Origin of the sequence: Dickeya sp. NCPPB 3274, from assembly GCF_000406205.1 — a bacterium.
GTDB lineage: Bacteria > Pseudomonadota > Gammaproteobacteria > Enterobacterales > Enterobacteriaceae > Dickeya > Dickeya fangzhongdai.
The window spans coordinates 1,544,830-1,563,054 of sequence record NZ_CM001979.1 but is presented as its reverse complement, the minus strand read 5'-3'; the positions used below and the strand labels follow the sequence as shown (position 1 = coordinate 1,563,054).

The following is an 18,225-nucleotide window of genomic DNA, read 5'->3' as shown; positions in this document are numbered from 1 at the left end:
AGCCGTCAAAAAACGCTCATTGCATACGCATAACTGTGGTTTATGGTTTTATGGCGTCGGCCTATAGCGTCCCGACCCGCATCCCGCCGTCCAGCGGGATCACCGTGGAATTGAGGTAGTTGGTCTTGCAACTGGCCAGAAACCCCACTACTTCGGCGACGTCGTCCGGCGTGCCCCAACGCCCGACCGGCACAATGCTGCGGATGATCTTGTCTTCCTCCGGCGAGCCAATCATGTGCGGGTCGACAAACTTCGCCAGCATCTCGGTGCGGCAGATACCGGGAGCAATGGCGGTGACGCTGATATTCATTGGTCCCAGTTCTCGCGCCCAGGACTCGGTGGCGGAGATCAGCCCGGCTTTGGAGGCGGCATAGGCTGAACCGCCCGCTGCGCCCCAGATGCCGGCAACCGAGGCGATGTTGATGATGCGCCCATACTTCAGGCGCGCCATGTAACGAGCGAACACTTCGGTGCAGTTGAATGCGCCGGTCAGATTCACCGCCATCACCTTTTCGGTATCACGCAGACCGCGGGCCGACAGGCAGTAACTGCGCTCGATCACCCCGGCGTTGTTGACCAGCGCCGTGATGGTTGATCCCAGTTGCCCGGCGATGGTTTGCGCCGCGGCGTTGACCGAATCAAACTGCGTGACATCCATCGTGAACCGGTGCAGCCCCTCGGGCTGCCCCAGTTGTTGGTGAAGTTGCTCCAGCCGTGATGCGCTGATGTCCGTCGCCGCTACCTGATAACCGATATCCAGCAAGGTGCGGGTGATGGCCGCGCCAAAGCCGCCGGCCGCGCCGGTGATAACCGCGACCTGCTGGCTCATGCTTCCACCCCCTCTTTAAAGGTGATGTCGATGACCTTGCGGGCGTTTTCCATCGCGTCAAAAATACGTTCCTCGAAGAAGCGCACATCGTCCTGCGACATCAGCAGGTTGGAGTACATGCGCGACAGCGGGGAGAACTGGATGCCATAGCGTTTGGAGATTTCACGGATGATGATGTCGCAGAATTTCACCTTGTCGCTGTAGCCTTCGGAGCGGTCCACCGGCGTGGACTGCGAATGGTAGACCAGCGCGGTCGGCATGCCCTGAATCACCAGCGGCAAATCCACGGCTTCGGCGGCTTTGACGAATGCGCCGGAGATTTGGCGCATCACGTCGGCCATGCGGTCATAGCAGCCGGGGTCCTGTTCGATCAGGTCGTAGGTGGCTTTCACCGCCGCCAGCCCCAGCGGGTAACCGTTGAAGGTACCGGCGTGGATCACCTTGCCGCGGGTGTAGAGGTTCATGATGTCGCGACGGCCCATAATCGCGGAAACCGGCATCGAGCCGCCGGCCAGCGCCTTGCCGAAGGTGGCCAGGTGCGGCGTGACGCCGAGCAGTTGCTGCGCGCCGCCAAGACCGACGCGCACCCCGGTGATCACTTCGTCGAAAATCAGCACGATGTTGTACTTCTCGCACAGCGCCTTGGCTTTCTCCAGGTAGCCTTCGCGCGGGAAAATACCGCCGCCGTTGATGCACAACGGCTCCATCAGCACCGCGGCGATTTCGCCGTGATAACGCTCAATGGTGGCGGTCAACACATCAATGTCGTTCCACGGCAGCATAAACGATTGGTCTTCAATCGCGCCGGGAGCGCGCCCCCAGGTATCCAGCAGGTCGCCCTTGAACTGCTCCGGCACCGGCCAGCTCAGATCCTGCTTTTTGCGCCAGCCCATGATGTTGTCGGCGTTGCCGTGATAGTGGCCGTGGAAACGGATGAAGCGGGTCTTGCCGGTAAAGCCGCGCGCCAGACGCAGCGCGTTCTGCACCGCTTCGGTCCCGCTCAGACAAAAGCGCACCATATCGGCACAGGGGATGTGTTTGATCAGCGTTTCGCACACCTCCACTTCCAGATCGCAGGTATCGACCGAAGTGACCTTGTGCATGTAATTGATCAGGGCCTCGTTGTAAGCCTCGTTATGGTGACCGGTAATCAGGGCGCCAAACTTGCAGAACAGGTCCAGATGCTCGTTGCCGTCCAGGTCCCACACCCGCGAATTTCGGCCGCGATTGAAAGGGATCACCAGTGGGCGTTCCGGATCGCCGAAGTTGTAGTGGGTCCCGCCCGGGATCAGCTCCCAGCATTTTTTATAGAATTCTTTGGATTGGTCTAACGTCAGTTTGGTTTCCGCATCCATTATCTTGGTACTCCCTGTTTGTGGTTGAAATGACAGAGTCGGTTGAGGTTCCGCGATGGCGCTGACGCCACTGCGTTGAAGATCGTCGGGGGTGCACCGTTGCAGCGCGTCGGGCAGCGCGATATCCAGCGCCGACAGCCCGGCCACCCGGTTGAGGTAAGCGGCGCCCTGCATCAGCAGTACCGCCATGTCGCCGACGCGGCGATGCGCCACGTCTTCCAGCGCCGAGCCGCGCAGCCATTCGTTGAGCGCGCCCAGCGCCGACCCGCACCAGACCTGATAGTCCAGCTGGCGCGACGGTTCGCCGTTGATAGCCCAGCGGGACGATTGGCCGAGATACCACTGGAAAATCAGCGCCATCTTTTTCTTCGGTTGCTGTTCGGCTTTGACGATCGCCTGCGGCTGGTGATTGCGCTCGAAGTAGGCCACCGTTTGCTGCCAGACCTGCGCCAACGACTGGTGAAAGATCTGTTTTTCAATCTGCGCGACATCCTCGGCGGGGATGTCTTCCAGCCGGTCGTACTGCTTGTACAGCGCGTACAGCTTCTGGGCGCGCACCGCGTACATGCTGCCCTGCTTCATCACCTGCACTTTGGCGCCCAGCTCGAACATGTCGGCGGACGGCGCGGTAGCGACATCGCCAATCTGTACCTTGCCCAGCATCTGTTTCACCGCATCCGAGGTGCCGGCTTCGACACAGGCCTGATTGACAGACCCGGTCACCACGTAAGCCGCGCCCAGCGCAAACGCCGCCAGCACCGCGTGCGGGGTGCCGAGGCCGCCGGCCGCGCCGATGCGCACCCGCCAGCCGCCGACGGACTGCGCCTGCATCTCGTCGCGCAACGCCACCACCGAGCGGAAAATGCACGCCAGCAGCCCCTGATCGGTATGACCGCCGGAATCCCCTTCCACGGTGATGTCGTCCGCCATCGGCACCTGGCGCGCCAGCTCCGCCTGCTGCGCGGTAATCAGCCCGTCATCCAGCAGCTTTTTCAGCAGGTTTTCCGGCGCCGGGCGCAGGAAGTGCTGCGCCACCTCGCGGCGGGACACCTTGGCGATAATGCGGTTCTGCGGCTGGATACGGCCATCAGCCCCGCGCGTCAGCCCGGCCGCGCGGTAGTACACCAGCGCGGCGCTCAGGTTGATGTAGGCAGACGCTTCGATCACCCGCACCTGACGTTCGATCAGCAGCGTAACGCAGCCCATCTCCCACGCCGGGTTGCCGGGGTTATGCAGCAGGTTGACGCCAAACGGCCCGGCGGGCAGTTGGCGCTGAATCTGCTCCAGCTCGGCGGCGATGCGCTCCAGGCTTAACCCCCCGGCGCCGAAAATCCCCAGAATCTGCTGTTGCCCCAGCGCCACCACCATGTCGCTGGAGTGGATGCCGTTCGCCATCGCCCCGGCGTAGTAGGAAAAACGCACGCCATAGTCGCGCTGGAACTGCCGGTCGCCCAGACGGTCGGCCCCCATCGGCGGCAGCAGGCCAATCAGTCGCCCGTCTGGCGGCGCGGCATGACCGGCTTCAATTCGCACGTCGCGGTCGTACTCCACCACCGCCAGCGGCGTTTCCAGCGCGTAAAGCGCCTCGCCGCCCAGCAAGGGTTTGCCCGCGACAGCCGACGAACTGGCCGTATTGTGTTGTGTACTCATAGTCAGCTTCCCTGGCTTATCGGTTCGGCCGCGTCAACCTGAAGCGGCGTGGTGTGAGGGTGGGTGGCGGCGGCGTCCGACGCGTCACGGCTGAATCCGGCACCGAGGTTGTCGCACAGCCCGATGACATTGCCGCGATACAGCATTTCCACAATGAACGTCAGCGCGATGTCTTCCAGCGTGTGTCCATCCGCCGCGTAGCGGGCGTTGACGGATTTGCAGGTCAGCCGGTAGCGCAGTACGTCGCGCTCACACTTCACTTCACCACGGAATCGGGCGCTGTAGTGGTGGTCGCACAGCGTGCGCGGCGTCAGGTGCGGCTGCGAGTTGAGCCCCAGATAGTGCAGGAACACCTTGACCATCTGCTCGCACCCTTCCACCAGAAAGGTGCCGGGCATGACCGGGTCATTCTTGAAATGTGCTTTGAACACAAAGTGATCCGGGTCGATATCCACCTCGCCCAGCATCTCGCCCAGCCCGAATGCGCCGCCGTCGCGTGACATCGACACCACCCGGTCCAGCATGCGGGTGTGCGGGTTGCAGATGTGGCCGATTCCCGGCCGAGCGTAGGCCGCGCCGAAACAGGCGGCGACGTCGCCCTGCAACAGCGCCGACACCTCGCGGTCCGACAGCGCGGTCTTGTCGCAGCGCAGCGGCGGCGTAAACCGCGTGGACGGGATCGTCTCGCGGAAGTAGGCGGCGGTATCCAGGTGCTTGGCGCGCGCCATGTCGCGGGCGCTGAAGAAACCGGAGTTGGCGACCAGCTTGAACACCAGCCGGTCATCGACGTAGCAGAAGTACTCGTAACCGATCAGCACCACCCCGCCCGCCTTCACCACCGAGGTGATGTTGACGCGGCCGCGCAGGGTTTCGCCCGCGACGGGCATCTCGCTGTAGACCGTGGTCTGGCTGTCCACCGCGCGGTAGCACAGTTGCCCCTTGAACATCATGTCGCAGCCGATGACGGTAAACGCCACTATCATGGCGTGAGACGACTCCAGCGACATAAACGCCGGGGCCTTGCCGTCCACCACGTACCAGGCATCGGGGGGAATATCGTATTCCCACTCGATAAAGCCCGGCTCCAGCCGGTCTTTTTGCGCCGACAGCGCGGTTATGCGCGACACGAACAGGTAAGGCGGCGACGGCATACGGGTGCGGATCGGGTAGCTGTCCGCTTCCTGATACGCCTCGCCCAGCACACGGGCGATGCTGCCGTCGGTCAGTTCCAGCAGCTGTTGATAATCCAGCACCGGGCGCACCGGCGCGGCCGGCTCCAGCTCGACGCCCAACTGGCGGGCGATCAGCCGGTGAAAGGTGTTTTCCAGCGTCAGATAGCGCAGTTGGGTGTAAGCGTGACGCCACTGGTGCGCGGTATCGTGCGGCACCCGCGAGGTGACGCTCAGCGCGACGGGCGGCAACCGGGTGACCGGCGCGTTATCCGCCAGCGCGGCAAAGCTGGCGATCGCCGCCTCGCTCAGTACAATCTCTTCCACCGTCTTATCGCGGCCGGTAAAGACGCTCACATTCAGCGATACGCTGGCCGGCGACGCAATATGACCGGCGCTGGCCCGCCGCCCCTGGGTCGGCTCGCGCAGAATCAGATGACTGTAAGCGCGATCGACGCCGATGTGGCTGATGGCCGCCCGACGCGGTCCCTGCGCCGACGTCGGCCAGTCAGCCCCTTGTCGCGGCACCTGTAACCCTGATCCAGAGGCGGCGGCGCGCAGCGGCTCGGCCAGCGTGAAGTCCGGCACTCCCGGCAGGTATCCCTGCGACAGCTGCAACGCGGTTTTGATGATCCCCAGCAACCCGCTGGCGGCGGACAAATGCCCGTAATGCGCTTTCAGCGTGCCTAACGTCAGCGGAGTGGCACGATTTTCGGTGCGGTAAGCCTGACGCAGCGCCGCGCACTCGGCCTCCAGTTCGCCGGGGCGGGCGCCGGCGTACGCTTCCACATACGCCACCTGATGCGCATCGCACCCGGCCGCGGCCAGCGCGGCGGTCATGTTTTCCGCCAGCGTCTGCGTCGCGGGCATGAACGGCAGCGAACGGTTCGGCGCATGGGCGATCGCCAGGCCATCCACCAGCGCGTAAATCGCGGTGTCGTCGCGCAGCGCATCCTGCTCGCGTTTGAGTACGATAACGCCGCCGCCGTCGCCCACATCCTGATTGGCCTGCAACGACTGATGGTCCCACAGGACATTTTCCACGCCGCCGGCAAAGCTGCAGCTGGCGATCAGCACCGCGTCCACCTGCTGGCGATCCAGCATGAACTGCGCCAGTTCGATAGCTTTAAACGGCGCGCTCTCCTCGCTGTATAACGAGAAGGTCGGTCCGTTAAGCCGCAGGTGAGCGGCCAGCCGCGACGCCACGATATTGCCGATGCCGCCGGTAATCCCTTCCGGGTACGGCGCCGGGAACAGCCCGTCGCGCACAATGCTTTCCAGCGCGGCCTGATCATCAGCGGACAGTTCGATGCCGCAACGTTGCAGGCTTTGCGCCAGTTGCCAACCGATCTCATTGCGCGCCTGATAGCGCAGGCAGCCGTAGTCCACGCCGCCGGCGACGATCACCGCGATGTTGCGGCGGCTGCCGTCCAGCGTATAACCGGCGTCCAGAAAGGCGCGCTCGGCCACCGGCAACAGAAACAGATGCGACAACAGGTGCGGGCCAACCACATTCGGCGGCAGCTTGAAGTGTTTGCAGTCAAAGTCGAAACGTTCGATATAAGCGCCTTGCGGCGGCTGAGACACACCGCGCTGCGCCAGCACGTCCGGCCGTTGCTCCATGCCGATCCAGCGGGTGCGCGGCAGGTCGGTAAAGAACTGCTCGCCCTGTTTTAGCGCCTGCGCCAGTTGTTCGCTCTGCTGGGTATGCGCCAGGTGTATACCGATGCCGACCAACGCCAGCGGCTGCTGAACCCGCGCCGCCGGGGATGACGCGGCATGCTGAGCGCGCAGCCCGGCGTGGTCTTCACTCACCACCAGATGGGCATTGACCCCGCCGAAGCCAAAGGCGTTGATACCGGCACGCTTCGGCCTGCCGGTATCGGGCCACGCACGGGTGCTGCGCACCACATGGTCCAGCGTCAGTTTGCCTTCCGGGGTGTTGACCAGCTCGGTTACGCCGGGCGTCGCGGGGATTTGACCGTGGTTAAGGGACAACACCACTTTCAGCAGGCTGCCCATGCCGGAAGCGGTCAGCATGTGGCCGTTGTTGGCCTTGTTGGCGCCGATCAGCGGAAGCGCGCCGTGAGCGGCGAAGAACCCTTCCACCGACGCCAGCTCTGCCTGATCGCCGACCGGGGTGCCGGTGGCATGACATTCCAGATAGTCAATGCGGGTATCGCCGTCCGGATAAGCGCGCGCCAGCGCGGTGCGCTGCCCCTGAATATCCGGCACCAGCATGTGCTTGGCGCCGGCGTCATTGGACAGCCCGACCGATTCGATCACCGCGTAGACGGTATCGTTATCACGCACCGCATCGCGGTAACGCTTCAGGGCGACGATACCGGCGCCTTCGCCGCCCTTTAGCCCTTCCGAAGCGCGGTCGAACGGAATCGAGATCCCCTGTTTTGGGAACGCCTGCAGCACGTTGAAGCCGTGATTGATGTAAATGTGATCGGCGTGACACACCGCCCCGGCCAGCATCAGGTCGGCCTTGCCGCTTTCCAGATAGTCCGACGCCAGTTTGATGGCGTACAGCGCCGACGAACAGGCGGCGTCGAGAGCGAAGCTCGGCCCGGCCAGCCCCAGCGCCAGCGCCGCCACGGTGGCGTTATGACCGCCGGTGATCAGGTTGGCGTCATCATACGCGGCCGACGGCCAGATAGCGTCAAACCGGAAATCCGGGCGATGGATCAGCGTCTGAATATAGGGTTGCAGCAATTGATGATAAAAAGGCGTCATCAAACGTTTTACCGCATGCGTCGGCATGCCGATATTACCGATAATTAACCCGGTCTTTTTCAGGAGTGCTTCATTATGGCGATACCCGCTATGACTCAGCGCCTGTTCTGCGGCATACAGGGTCCATTTAAATAATGCATCCAGAGAATTCAATTCGTCGGGTGATAAATAATAGCCCTGAGAATTAAATATAAAATCTCTGACATAACCGTTGCGATTGTAATTAATCTTATCGGCAGTGCCCGGTACCGGATGATAATAATTATCCGGCGACGTTCCCAACTCCTGTTCGGACACAGGCGAGGCGCTATCCTTCTGCCGGCATAGGTTTTCCCAGTACGCCATAGGGTTATCCGCGCCAGGAAACAGGCATCCCAGCCCAACGATGGCTATCGGTTCCATGAAAACATCACTCCTGAATATCAGCCGGGGGATCCTGAATATGCTCACGCATGCCCTTCATCTTTTAAGTCGCAGCCGCTTTGGCAGCAACTCGAAATCTATTGGGTATCTATTCAGGAACCGGTTGGCTCGATTTAATTAAACGGTCATTTATTTGCGATGACGCTCTCGGCCTGCGAATAGCAGAATAATTTCCTTAATGCTGATGACGCGGTAAATTCCACCTGATTTAACCGGCTGTAAATATGTCCCTGTTCATCATGCAGGACGATATCGGTAATAAACGACGACAGCGTTTGTTTAACGATACGCATCGAGGCAAAGAACGGAACACCGACCGGTACCGGCGCAAGATGTTCAATGCGGCCAATGGCCGACGGCAAACCCGCCTTGTCGGAACGCAGCATCAGCCACATCAACGGCAGTTGCAGGCCGACGTCATGGACGAAGAAATCGAACGCCGTGGTGGCGAATTGCCCGGCGGTCGTCGCCTCCGGCAGCCGGCAGAACAGCGTCAGGCTTTCATCGTCAATGCTTACCCGTTCGTGAATGCCGCGGAACGCTTCGCCGTGAAACAGCAGGCTGCCCTGCCGCATATCGCCGTACACCGGCTGCTCCAGCCCGGTTCGCTGGTTCAGATCCACCGTCACCCGCTGCTGTTGCGAAACCGGCGCCTTGATGCCGAGCGTCAGTTTCGCCTGATAGTGTTTCTCGCCATGATCGTTGAGAATCACCATCTCCAGCGCCAGCGCCTCATCGCCCGGCTGATACCCGGCGGCGGGCTGCCACCGTACCTGCCAGTCCTCGCGCTGGCTGCCGTCAAACACGATGCCTTTCAGTACCGAAAAGGCGTCCACCGCGGTCACCCGATAGCCGGGGAAACGCTCCGCGGCGACGTGCGCCATCCAGGCAATCGCCGCCGTGGCGGGCAATACCGGCTTATCGTTGATGACATGGTGCAGCAGGAACGGGTTACGCTGCGCCAGCAGATGCCGGTGTACCGTTTCCCCCGACCCCAACGCCTTGACCGCCTGCACCGCCCGGTAACTGGCGCCGCCAATGGCGACCTGCCGGGTCGCGCCATCGCGGAACTCATCCAGGAAGCGGCGATACCCCTCCGCCGCCGGAATGATGATCATGTTTTGTGCATCGTAAGCCCGCTTCAGGGTGTCGTTGACCATCCCCCCGTCCCACGGTCCCCAGTTGATGGCGCGCAATACCGGACGATGCTTCCCGGCAAGCGGCAGCCAGCTGACCTTGTTGAGGATCTCGTTTGCCAGCGCATAGTCGGTCTGCCCCGCGTTGCCGAAGAAACCCGATACCGACGAGAACAGGATTACCTGGCGCAGCTGGCTGGGTTCCACCGCCTGCAACAGGTTTTCCAGCCCGCGCACCTTGACGTCGAAGACCGAACGCAAGTCGTCCAGCGTCTTCTTCTCGATGCGTTTATCAGCCAGATTGCCCGCGCCGTGAATGATGCCGGTCACGGCGCCATACTGCGCCGCGACGTCGGCAAGGATGGCGGCAAGCTGTTCCCTGTTGGTGATATCGCACTGGCGGTACACCGCTTTCGCCCCGCACTGTTCGATAGCCAGCAGCGTCCGGCGCACCTCGTCGTTGTGCTCCAGTCCGCTCAACATCGCGCTGATTTTCACCGGCGTCGGCTGCACATGCTGCTGTTGCAGGCTGGCGATGGCCGCGGCCTTCCTGGCCTCCGGCGTCTGTGCGCCCACCGCCCATTCCGGCAGCGGCGCGTCGATGTCGGTCCGGCCCAGCAGAATGAACGTGGCGGGTACGCCCTGCGCCAGCGCCTGCACGCAGCCGGCGGTAATGCCTCTGGCGCCGCCGGTGACGACGAACACATCCTGTGCCGTCACCGCGCTTTCACCCGCCGTCAGCGCGGCGGCGGCCGGGCGCAATGCCAGCGTCATGCGCTCGCCGCCCGCGGGCCGACCGACCTCGCCGATCGCCTGGTTGCTATCCTGCAACTCTTCGCAGACGATGCGCGCCACCGCCTCGTCGCCCAGCGACGCGGCGATATCCACCGTGCGGCAAAATACCGATTTCCATTCGATATTCAGCGCCTTGGTCAGGCCGGTAACGCCGCCGGTCACCACCGGCAGCATCTGGCGCTGTGCGGTGCCCAGTTCACCGTCCCCGCGCGCCACCACCAGAAAATAACCGTTGTCGGCCTGCGTCAGCGACGGTTGCAGACGGCGGGCCAGCAGGAACAGCGTCTCGACGGCGCTGTAGTCCTGCGACCGGAACACGTCCCGCAGTTGTTTGACCGCCGGGCGCGCCGCCTGCAGGTAAATCACGCCGCCAATGGCGCCATGCTGCGCCTCCAGCGTGGTGATGGCGTCGTCAAGCGCCGCCTCGTCCGGCTGAATCAGCGTCAGCGCGGCGCTGCTTTTCCTGCGTTTTTTCCCTTTCGGCGCAGCCGGCGACACCGTCATCCATACGGTACGCTGGCCGTGTTGCGCCAGTTGCTGCAATAACGCCGTCGGCGTTTGCCCCTCTTCGTCGACAACCAGCCAGGTTCGCGCTGCCGCAAACGCCTGCGGCAGGCGATCCGGCAACGGTAACGGCTGTTGAACGACGTCATAACGCCCGACGCCATGCGTGTCGGCAACCGGCGTCTCGACGATCGCGGCGTCAGCGGTAGACGCGGCGAATTGAGCTGTGGTCGGCTGAATCACACCAGTAGCGCGTGATTCAGCTAGCGGCTTTTTTACCGTATTGTCCACCGTGGTCGTGGTGACAAAGCCCAGCGAACGCAGCGTCGCCTCAGAACCGGTATCGCGACCGTCTTGGGTTTCCGATTCACGCAGGTTATCTTCCACGAAGAACTCGCGCGCCGACTCGGTTTCGCCCTCTTGCGTTCCGCCGCCGCGAATATCGGCGATAATTTCCGCGATCATGCCCATGAAGAAATCGGACATTTTGTTGATGTTGCTGAGGGCTTCGATATCCAGCGTTTCCATATCTTTGTTCTTGGAAGCGTCGTGATAGACGCCTGCATCAGCGGAGAAGGCATCGAACATCGCGCCGAAAATTTCCAGGCGCTTGATGGAGTCGATGCCCAGATCGGCTTCCAGATCCATCTCACCGTCAATCATGTCCTGCGGATAACCGGTGCGGTCACTGACGATCGCAATCAGTTTGGCGGTGATCTCTTCCACCTGGATCGCCTCAAAACGGGCGACTTGCTCTTCTTCTTCCGCCGTCAGCACCTTAGCGGCTGGCGCAGTGGCGGCGGCTGGTGCAGCGGCGGCAACCGGCGCGCTTTCCTGAACGGCAACCGGCGTCGCCACCGGTGCGGCGGCAGGTACGGCGACCGGCGACGGGCTGGCCGCAACCACCGGTTCGGGAATGGCAGGCAGCGATGGCGCGCTGGCGACAACCGGCGTTACAGCAGCCGCCACCGGCGGCACCGACGCGGCAACCACGGGCGCCGTTACCGGAACGGCGGTGACGGACAGAACGTTGTTCCCTGATACTGGCGCGGCAATTACCGCACGACGAGGTTGCAACACCGCATGGTGATTATCGTTTACGTCAAACAGATCCTGCTGGGTGGCGAAATAACGCTCATGATTGGCGTGGTACAGCTCCAGATTTTTGTTCAGCAACTGAACGCTCTGGCCCAGACTGGTCAGCATATGCGGCAGGTTCTGGTGATCGGGGTATTTGTCCAGCAATGTGAACTGCTTGTTCAGCAACGACTCCAGCAACGAGATGTACTCCTTCTGGTTGGTCTGGAATTGCTGATGCAGTTGACTCATCACCTGCTGGGCAGTTAGCAGGCCGTGCAAATTGCCGTTATCGTGACTGTGCGTCAAGGGAGCCTTGTTTTCCATTACAGTATCTCTCTCTGAGGTAGGTAAAGATGGTTTTCCTGTTTCCTGCGTCCTTGAAGCAGGCGCCTGGGGGGCGGGTACGGACGTTGCCGACGGGCCGATACCGGTCTTCAACGTCTCGGTCGGTAGAACCGCTGTTTGGGGAGCCGCCGTTTTTAAAGCATCAGCCTTTAAAGCATCCGCTTTTAAAACGTCTGCCTTTAAAACGTCTGCCTTTAAAACATCTGCCTTTAAATCGCCGCGCGTTAACTCATCGGTCCTGGTGCTGACATTGGCGTTGGGACGGGTATCCGCTTTCGGCGGGGTAGCAACGGCGGCGCCCTGGGCGATGAACTGATCCACTACGTGGGTATCGCCATCGCGCAGAGCGTTCTGGCGACGGGCGCGGTTTTTCGCCGACAGGAAAAAGCCGCCGTTCAAGCGCACGCTGACGCTGCTGCGTTTACGCGACGGCAGCGGCGCCGGGCGGGCATAGCGATCGAAGGTGGTCAGCGGCAGCCCTTCCGCCACCAGACGCGCAATCGCCCGCGACAGCTGCACGCGTTCTTCACCCTTGTCGCTGGTGTTGAGCGACACCACGCTGTGCGGCCGATCCTTGAGAATATCCGCCACCAGTTTGCCAAGAACGCCTTTTGGGCCAATCTCGATAAACAGCCGCCCGCCTTGCTGATAGAGGGCTTCGATGGTCTGGCGGAACAGCACCGGCTGAATCAGTTGGTTAGCCAGCACCTCGGTGATGGCCGCCGGCGTATCGGGATAAGCCTGCGCCAGCGCGGTGGAATACAGCGCACCGTGCGGAGCCTGAACATTCACCGTCGCCAGCTTCTGGCGAAACGGCGTTGCCGCCGCGGCGATGTAGCGGGTATGAAACGCAGCCGAGACCTGCAACAGGCGGCAATGGACTTTTTTCGCTTCCAGTTGCTGGTGCAACTGGCGGATCTGATCGCTGGCGCCGCCAAATACCACCTGAGAAGACGAGTTGTCGTTGGCGATGACGATATCCGGATACGCGGCCAGAATGGCTTCACGTTCGGCGGCGCTGAGCGACGCGGCCAGCATCGCGCCGGCATCCTGATTATCCCCCGGCTTGCTGGCTAACGCCGCCGCTTGCCCGCGGGCCAGCGACACCCGGTAAAAATCATCGTCCGACAACGCGCCGGCGGCCCACAGCGCGGTAACCTCGCCGTAGCTATGACCGCAGAAGAAATCCGCTTTGAATCCGATGTTCTTCAGCAAATTGTAGTAACCGGCGCTAATGGCGCCGATAGCCGGCTGAGCGTTGGCGGTCTCCGTCAGGCGCTGCTGCTGTTTCTGCCGTTCAATATCGTTAAATGCCGGAATCGGGTAGATAACCGGAGAGAGCGCGGGCAGGTTGTCGTCCTGCGCCAGGGTATCGAGCGTTTCCAGCGTCTGGCGCAGTTCAGGAAAATCCACGGCCACGCCGCGCCCCATGTTGACATACTGGGAGCCCTGCCCCGGAAACATCGCGACTACCGTTCCCGCCGTCGCCTGCGCGCGCGGCTGATAGTAAATACCGGCCGGATGCTCCCACCCTTGTTCGCGCTGACGGGAGAGCTGTTTGATCGCCGAATCAAGGAACGACGCCACCTGCCCGGCATCTTCCACCACAAACAGCAGTCTGGCGTGTTCTGCCGGCAACGCTTCCGGATCCTGCTGTCGGAGGTGTTCGCGCAACATGATGTCCGGCGACGACGCGGCAACCTGCGCCGCAGCCGCCTGGCAGACGGTCAGCAGCGCATCGGGCGTCTCGGCCTGAAACAGCAGCGTGGCGGGCAGATCGTTGAGACGGTAGCGCCCCTGCGGCTCGCGCTCATACTCTTCCAGCACCGCATGGAAGTTGGTGCCGCCAAATCCAAAAGCGCTCAATGCGGCGCGACGCGGCGCATTATTCGCCGGACGCAGCCAGGGGCGCGCATCGGTATTGGCATAGAAGGCCGAGTGCTTGTCGGCCACCGCGTCACACGGCTGTTCGACGTTGATGGTCGGCGGCAGCACCTTGTGGGATAACGCCATCGCCACCTTGATCATCGACGCCGCGCCCGCTGCGCAGCGGGTATGGCCGATTTGCGATTTAACGCTGCCCAGCGCGATCGATTTGGGCGCCAGCGCCATCTCGCCGAACACCGCGCCGAGGCTTTTCAGTTCGGTGTTATCGCCAGACGCCGTGCCGGTACCGTGCGCTTCCACCAGTTGGATATCCGACGGCGCGATCCCGGCACGCTGGTAGGCGCGATGAATCGCTTTTACCTGCCCTTCGTAACGCGGCGCGAAGATGCTTTTCGCCCGGCCGTCGCTGGACGCTTCCACCGCTTTCAGCACCGCGTAGATCCGATCGCCGTTCAGTTCGGCATCTTCCAGGCGTTTTAGCACCAGCATCCCGACGCCGTCCCCCAGCATGATGCCATCCGACTGCTGGTCGAACGGGCGCGACAGGTTGCTTTTGGAGAGCGCGGGGGTTTTGCTAAAGCACAGGAACGAGAAGGCCGAGTTCTCCAGATTGACGCCGCCGGTCAGCACCGCGTCGCAGCTGCCGGATTGCAGTTCGCCCACCGCCGACTTGATAGCGGCCAGGCTACTGGCACAGGCCGCATCCACCATGTAGGAGGTGCCGCCGAGATCGAAGTAGCTGGCGATACGACCGCAGGCCACATTGCCCAGAAAACCGGGGAAGCTATCTTCATTCCATTCCAGATACAGGTCGTGAACGCGGTTAATCACGTCATCGGCAACCGCTTCCGACAGCCCGGACTTGACCATGATGCGGCGCAGATAAGGCGCTTGCTGACGGGCCGCCAACGAAAATGAGGTATTGCCGTTACCGCTCCCGCCCAGAATCACGCCGATGCGATCGCGGTCAACCGCGCTGCCGTCCCCCACCAGACCGGCATCCTCCATCGCCTGTTTGGCAACGTATAGCGCAAATAACTGCGCGGTACCGATAGAGTCGACAATGGCGGGCGGAATCTTAAATTCCACCGGGTCAAAATCAATCGGCTGAATAAAACCGGCCTTGTGGCCGTAGGTTTTATCCGCCTGCGTAGGGTCGGGGTGATAAAAATCGTCTTTATACCAATAATCGTCTCCCGGCAGGGTATCGATATCGGTAATGGAACTCCTTTTCCCATTTATATTGCGCCAAAAATCATGCAGGCTGGCGGCATCGGGAAAATGGCTGGCCATTCCGACAATCGCAATATCACTCGACCCATTATTCAGGTTCAATATATCTTTCCCTAACATATATTCCCTCTTACACGGAGGCGTGGTCAGCCCTGAGCGACATGAAATCATGCGCCTTAATCCCGACCGGCTCCATTGCTAATCAAAGTTGAAGGTTATGCTCAGATGCCACAGTCATGAAACAACCGGAAATTAAAACAACTCCCATTCATTTCTTTGACAAGACCTCTGTTCTACCCCGCAGCATCCCTATGATAACGCCGATAATAGCGGCCATAGCGGCGACAACGATTTCAAACGCTATCACCGAAAACATATTGGTTATGTTAAAAGGGAAATACTTCACAATAATGAATATGCTCGCCACCACCGCGGCGCTAAATGCATGCAGAATGAAGTACATTGACCACTCATCCAGTTCATCATCATCGTCGAAATGCAACATCCCTATCCTGGCGTCAATCACCGCCTGCTTTTTCGCAATATGCGTGATCCATATTGATATTATCCATGCGGTTCCCCCACAGCCGAAGGCGATGGTTTCCACATCCAGATTCGTTTGCTGGTGGTAATATTTCCATGAAATAAACCCCACCGTTAACATGGCGATAATCATCCAGGGAATAAAATAATTCACCACCAGATGCTCATCGCTAAAGGCCTTATTTTCATTGCGCTTCCCAACGAGCATCTGTTGCTGATACCACTGCTTCACCCTTGGAATAAAGGTCTTGTAGATCAACAATATTGATAAGGAAACGCCCCAGAATAAGCTACCGAGCGCCAGCAGCGGGATCGCTTTATACTGCATAGCTGCAGTGTGATAAATCACGGAGGAAATTATCATTACAGGAATAGAAATCATCACCGAGGCAATAGCCAACCTGGCCCATAGCCTGGCCGGGCGATTATTTACAGGCAGGGAGGCTTGCACCGACGGCAATGATGGAACCGTACCAGTAAGACGGCCAATCTCCTCCAGTATCAACTCAACGGTAATGGAGAAGACGGCAATCATCGGGAAGAAAACACAGAATAGGATAAAGTGTATTCCTTTATCGGCATCAGCACTGGCTGCAGATAGAAAGAATATAATGAAGAATATTGCCAGTTCGATAGCCACACGGATAAAGACGGCAATAGATAACCTAAAACTAATAATCCCTTGTCGCATAACGCTATCCATAAACATCTCCAGAAAAACCACCATCTCAGAACGGCATCAATTAACTGAAAAAATCATTAACTTTTTTAATATTTAAAACACTGTTTTATTTATTGGATTTTGGATTGGTTTAATTTTGATGACTTACTGTATACAGCAGCAATAGCACCTTTTCAAACCAGCCAGAAAGTAGAATCAAAAATTATCAAAATTATAATAATCATCCATTTAGGCGACAGCCCCGCCAAAATCGGACATAAAAATTTAAAAACAAACAAAAAATAGAATAAAAAACCAAAGAACAAACCAAAAACAGCTCATGTTACCGATAATCATGTAACAAGCCATTCTTGATAAAACATTGACAAAATATTCATAAATAATTGATAGAGTATTCATAGAAACAAAAAGGCAATGGGTGCTTACAATATCTTTACATTCGCTTATAATTGAATTGATTGATAACAAATAGATGTGTTATATAAAGTCGATGAGGTTTAAATAGCTGGCAAGCGTTCTATTAAATAACTACTACAACCGAAAATTAAGTTGTCTGGAATAATGAATTCTGACATATCTATATAAAGGGCGTTCGGATCGATTTGCTTTGACGGTCTTTCTGACAGACAGGTTCTCTGACAGATAGGTTTTCTGACAGATTGTCAGCCGCGCTCATCACTGCGTTTATTCTTGTATTTAGACAGAAAGGATTCTGTGATGGTTTCTCTTGCACGGTCGATTCTCATCCATGAATGGCGGCGCTTTCTGCCCGCGGTACTGGCGGTTGCTTTCTCCGGCTTGCTGGTGGTTGTGCAGTTGGGGCTGTTGCTCGGCATGCTCGGCGCAGTCAGCGTCTACATTGACCGTTCTTCCGCCGATCTTTGGGTCGGCTTCCCCGATACGCAAAGCATCGACCTGCCAAGGCCGATTTCAGAAAAAATTGAAAACACCTTACTGATGAATCCGGAGATCACCGCGGTCGAGCGGCTGTCGTGGACGTTGGGCGACTGGCGGCGGCCTGCCGGCGGCAGGATTTCAGCGGTCATCATCGGCATAAATCTGCAGTCGAACGCCATGACGTTCGCCCGCCTGCTGACGCCGGAAAAGAAACAACTGCTGCAGGTGCCGGGCAATCTGCTGGTGGATATCAGCGATCTCGACAAACTGGGCGTGAAGGTGGGCGACTATACCGAACTGAACGGCAAGCGGGTGCGCGTCGCGGGTACGGTCAGCGGCATGCGCTCAATGGGCGGCGTCAACATCATCACGTCGCTGTACACCGCCCGCACGCTGGATCCGGCGCTGCTGAAAAACAACCTGGATTATTTCCTGGTCAAGCTCAGAAACCCCGCGGACGCCGAGCGCGTACGCGACCAACTGCAACCGACCGGTGAAAATCGCCGTTTTCAGGTCTGGACCGCACAGGAGTTTTCCGATCAATCGGTCGGCTACTGGATCTTCGAATCAGGTTCGGGCAGCGGCTTTCTGTTTTCCTCAACACTGGGCTTCGTCGTCGGCATCGTCATCACCAGCCAGACCCTGATGGCGGCCATTGTCGCCGCACTGCGCGAATACGCCACCTTACGCGCAATGGGCGTACCCACTCGCGCGCTGCGCAAAGTGGTGCTGGAACAGTCATTCTGGATTGGCGTGGCCGGGCTGTTGCTGACCACCCTTATAACGCTGGCGTTATCGGCCGGCGCCCAGGCGCTGTATGTCTCTTTTACGCTGCCGTGGCCCGCGCTGATCTTCCTGTACGGTCTGGTGATGACCATCACGCTCTTATCCGGGCTGATGGCATTGCGGGCGTTGAACCGCGCTGAACCTTTCACCCTGTTACGTTGAGACAAGC

Annotated in this window: 6 protein-coding genes; 1 reads left to right on the top strand and 5 read right to left on the bottom strand. The window is 59.6% G+C overall.

Annotated features, from left to right (window positions below; genetic code table 11):
- Positions 1 to 61 precede the first annotated feature (61 nt).
- From DXX3274_RS07675 to DXX3274_RS07655, 5 genes are all read right to left on the bottom strand, one after another.
- A complete protein-coding gene (locus DXX3274_RS07675) occupies positions 62 to 829 on the bottom strand; it encodes an SDR family NAD(P)-dependent oxidoreductase (RefSeq protein WP_038660411.1) in 768 nt (255 codons plus the stop codon).
- Positions 826 to 3,834: a PfaD family polyunsaturated fatty acid/polyketide biosynthesis protein gene (locus DXX3274_RS07670; protein WP_042859298.1), complete on the bottom strand. Its 3,009-nt coding sequence runs from the start codon at positions 3,832 to 3,834 to the stop codon at positions 826 to 828. Before DXX3274_RS07670 ends, DXX3274_RS07675 begins: the two co-directional genes overlap by 4 nt.
- A gap of 2 nt (positions 3,835 to 3,836) precedes the next feature.
- The gene (locus tag DXX3274_RS07665) at positions 3,837 to 8,147 is read right to left on the bottom strand and encodes a beta-ketoacyl synthase N-terminal-like domain-containing protein (RefSeq protein WP_042859297.1); all 4,311 of its coding nucleotides are present in this window, start codon (positions 8,145 to 8,147) and stop codon (positions 3,837 to 3,839) included.
- 146 nt (positions 8,148 to 8,293) lie between these two features.
- A complete protein-coding gene (locus DXX3274_RS07660; protein WP_042859296.1) occupies positions 8,294 to 15,268 on the bottom strand; it encodes a type I polyketide synthase in 6,975 nt (2,324 codons plus the stop codon).
- Between the two features lie 148 nt (positions 15,269 to 15,416).
- A complete protein-coding gene (locus DXX3274_RS07655) occupies positions 15,417 to 16,394 on the bottom strand; it encodes a hypothetical protein (RefSeq protein WP_152495238.1) in 978 nt (325 codons plus the stop codon).
- Positions 16,395 to 17,090: 696 nt separating this feature from the next.
- Here DXX3274_RS07655 and DXX3274_RS07650 point away from each other — a divergent pair.
- Complete coding sequence (locus DXX3274_RS07650; protein WP_042859294.1) at positions 17,091 to 18,218, top strand: ABC transporter permease; 1,128 nt, start codon at positions 17,091 to 17,093, stop codon at positions 18,216 to 18,218.
- Positions 18,219 to 18,225: the final 7 nt, after the last annotated feature.

What these genes read in the sequence shown, in the direction of transcription:
- DXX3274_RS07675 (WP_038660411.1), bottom strand. Translation starts at nt 829, where the DNA reads ATGAGCCAGCAGGTCGCGGTTATCACCGGCGCGGCCGGCGGCTTTGGC.
- DXX3274_RS07670 (WP_042859298.1), bottom strand. Translation starts at nt 3,834, where the DNA reads ATGAGTACACAACACAATACGGCCAGTTCGTCGGCTGTCGCGGGCAAA.
- DXX3274_RS07665 (WP_042859297.1), bottom strand. Translation starts at nt 8,147, where the DNA reads ATGGAACCGATAGCCATCGTTGGGCTGGGATGCCTGTTTCCTGGCGCG.
- DXX3274_RS07660 (WP_042859296.1), bottom strand. Translation starts at nt 15,268, where the DNA reads ATGTTAGGGAAAGATATATTGAACCTGAATAATGGGTCGAGTGATATT.
- DXX3274_RS07655 (WP_152495238.1), bottom strand. Translation starts at nt 16,394, where the DNA reads ATGGATAGCGTTATGCGACAAGGGATTATTAGTTTTAGGTTATCTATT.
- DXX3274_RS07650 (WP_042859294.1), top strand. Translation starts at nt 17,091, where the DNA reads ATGGTTTCTCTTGCACGGTCGATTCTCATCCATGAATGGCGGCGCTTT.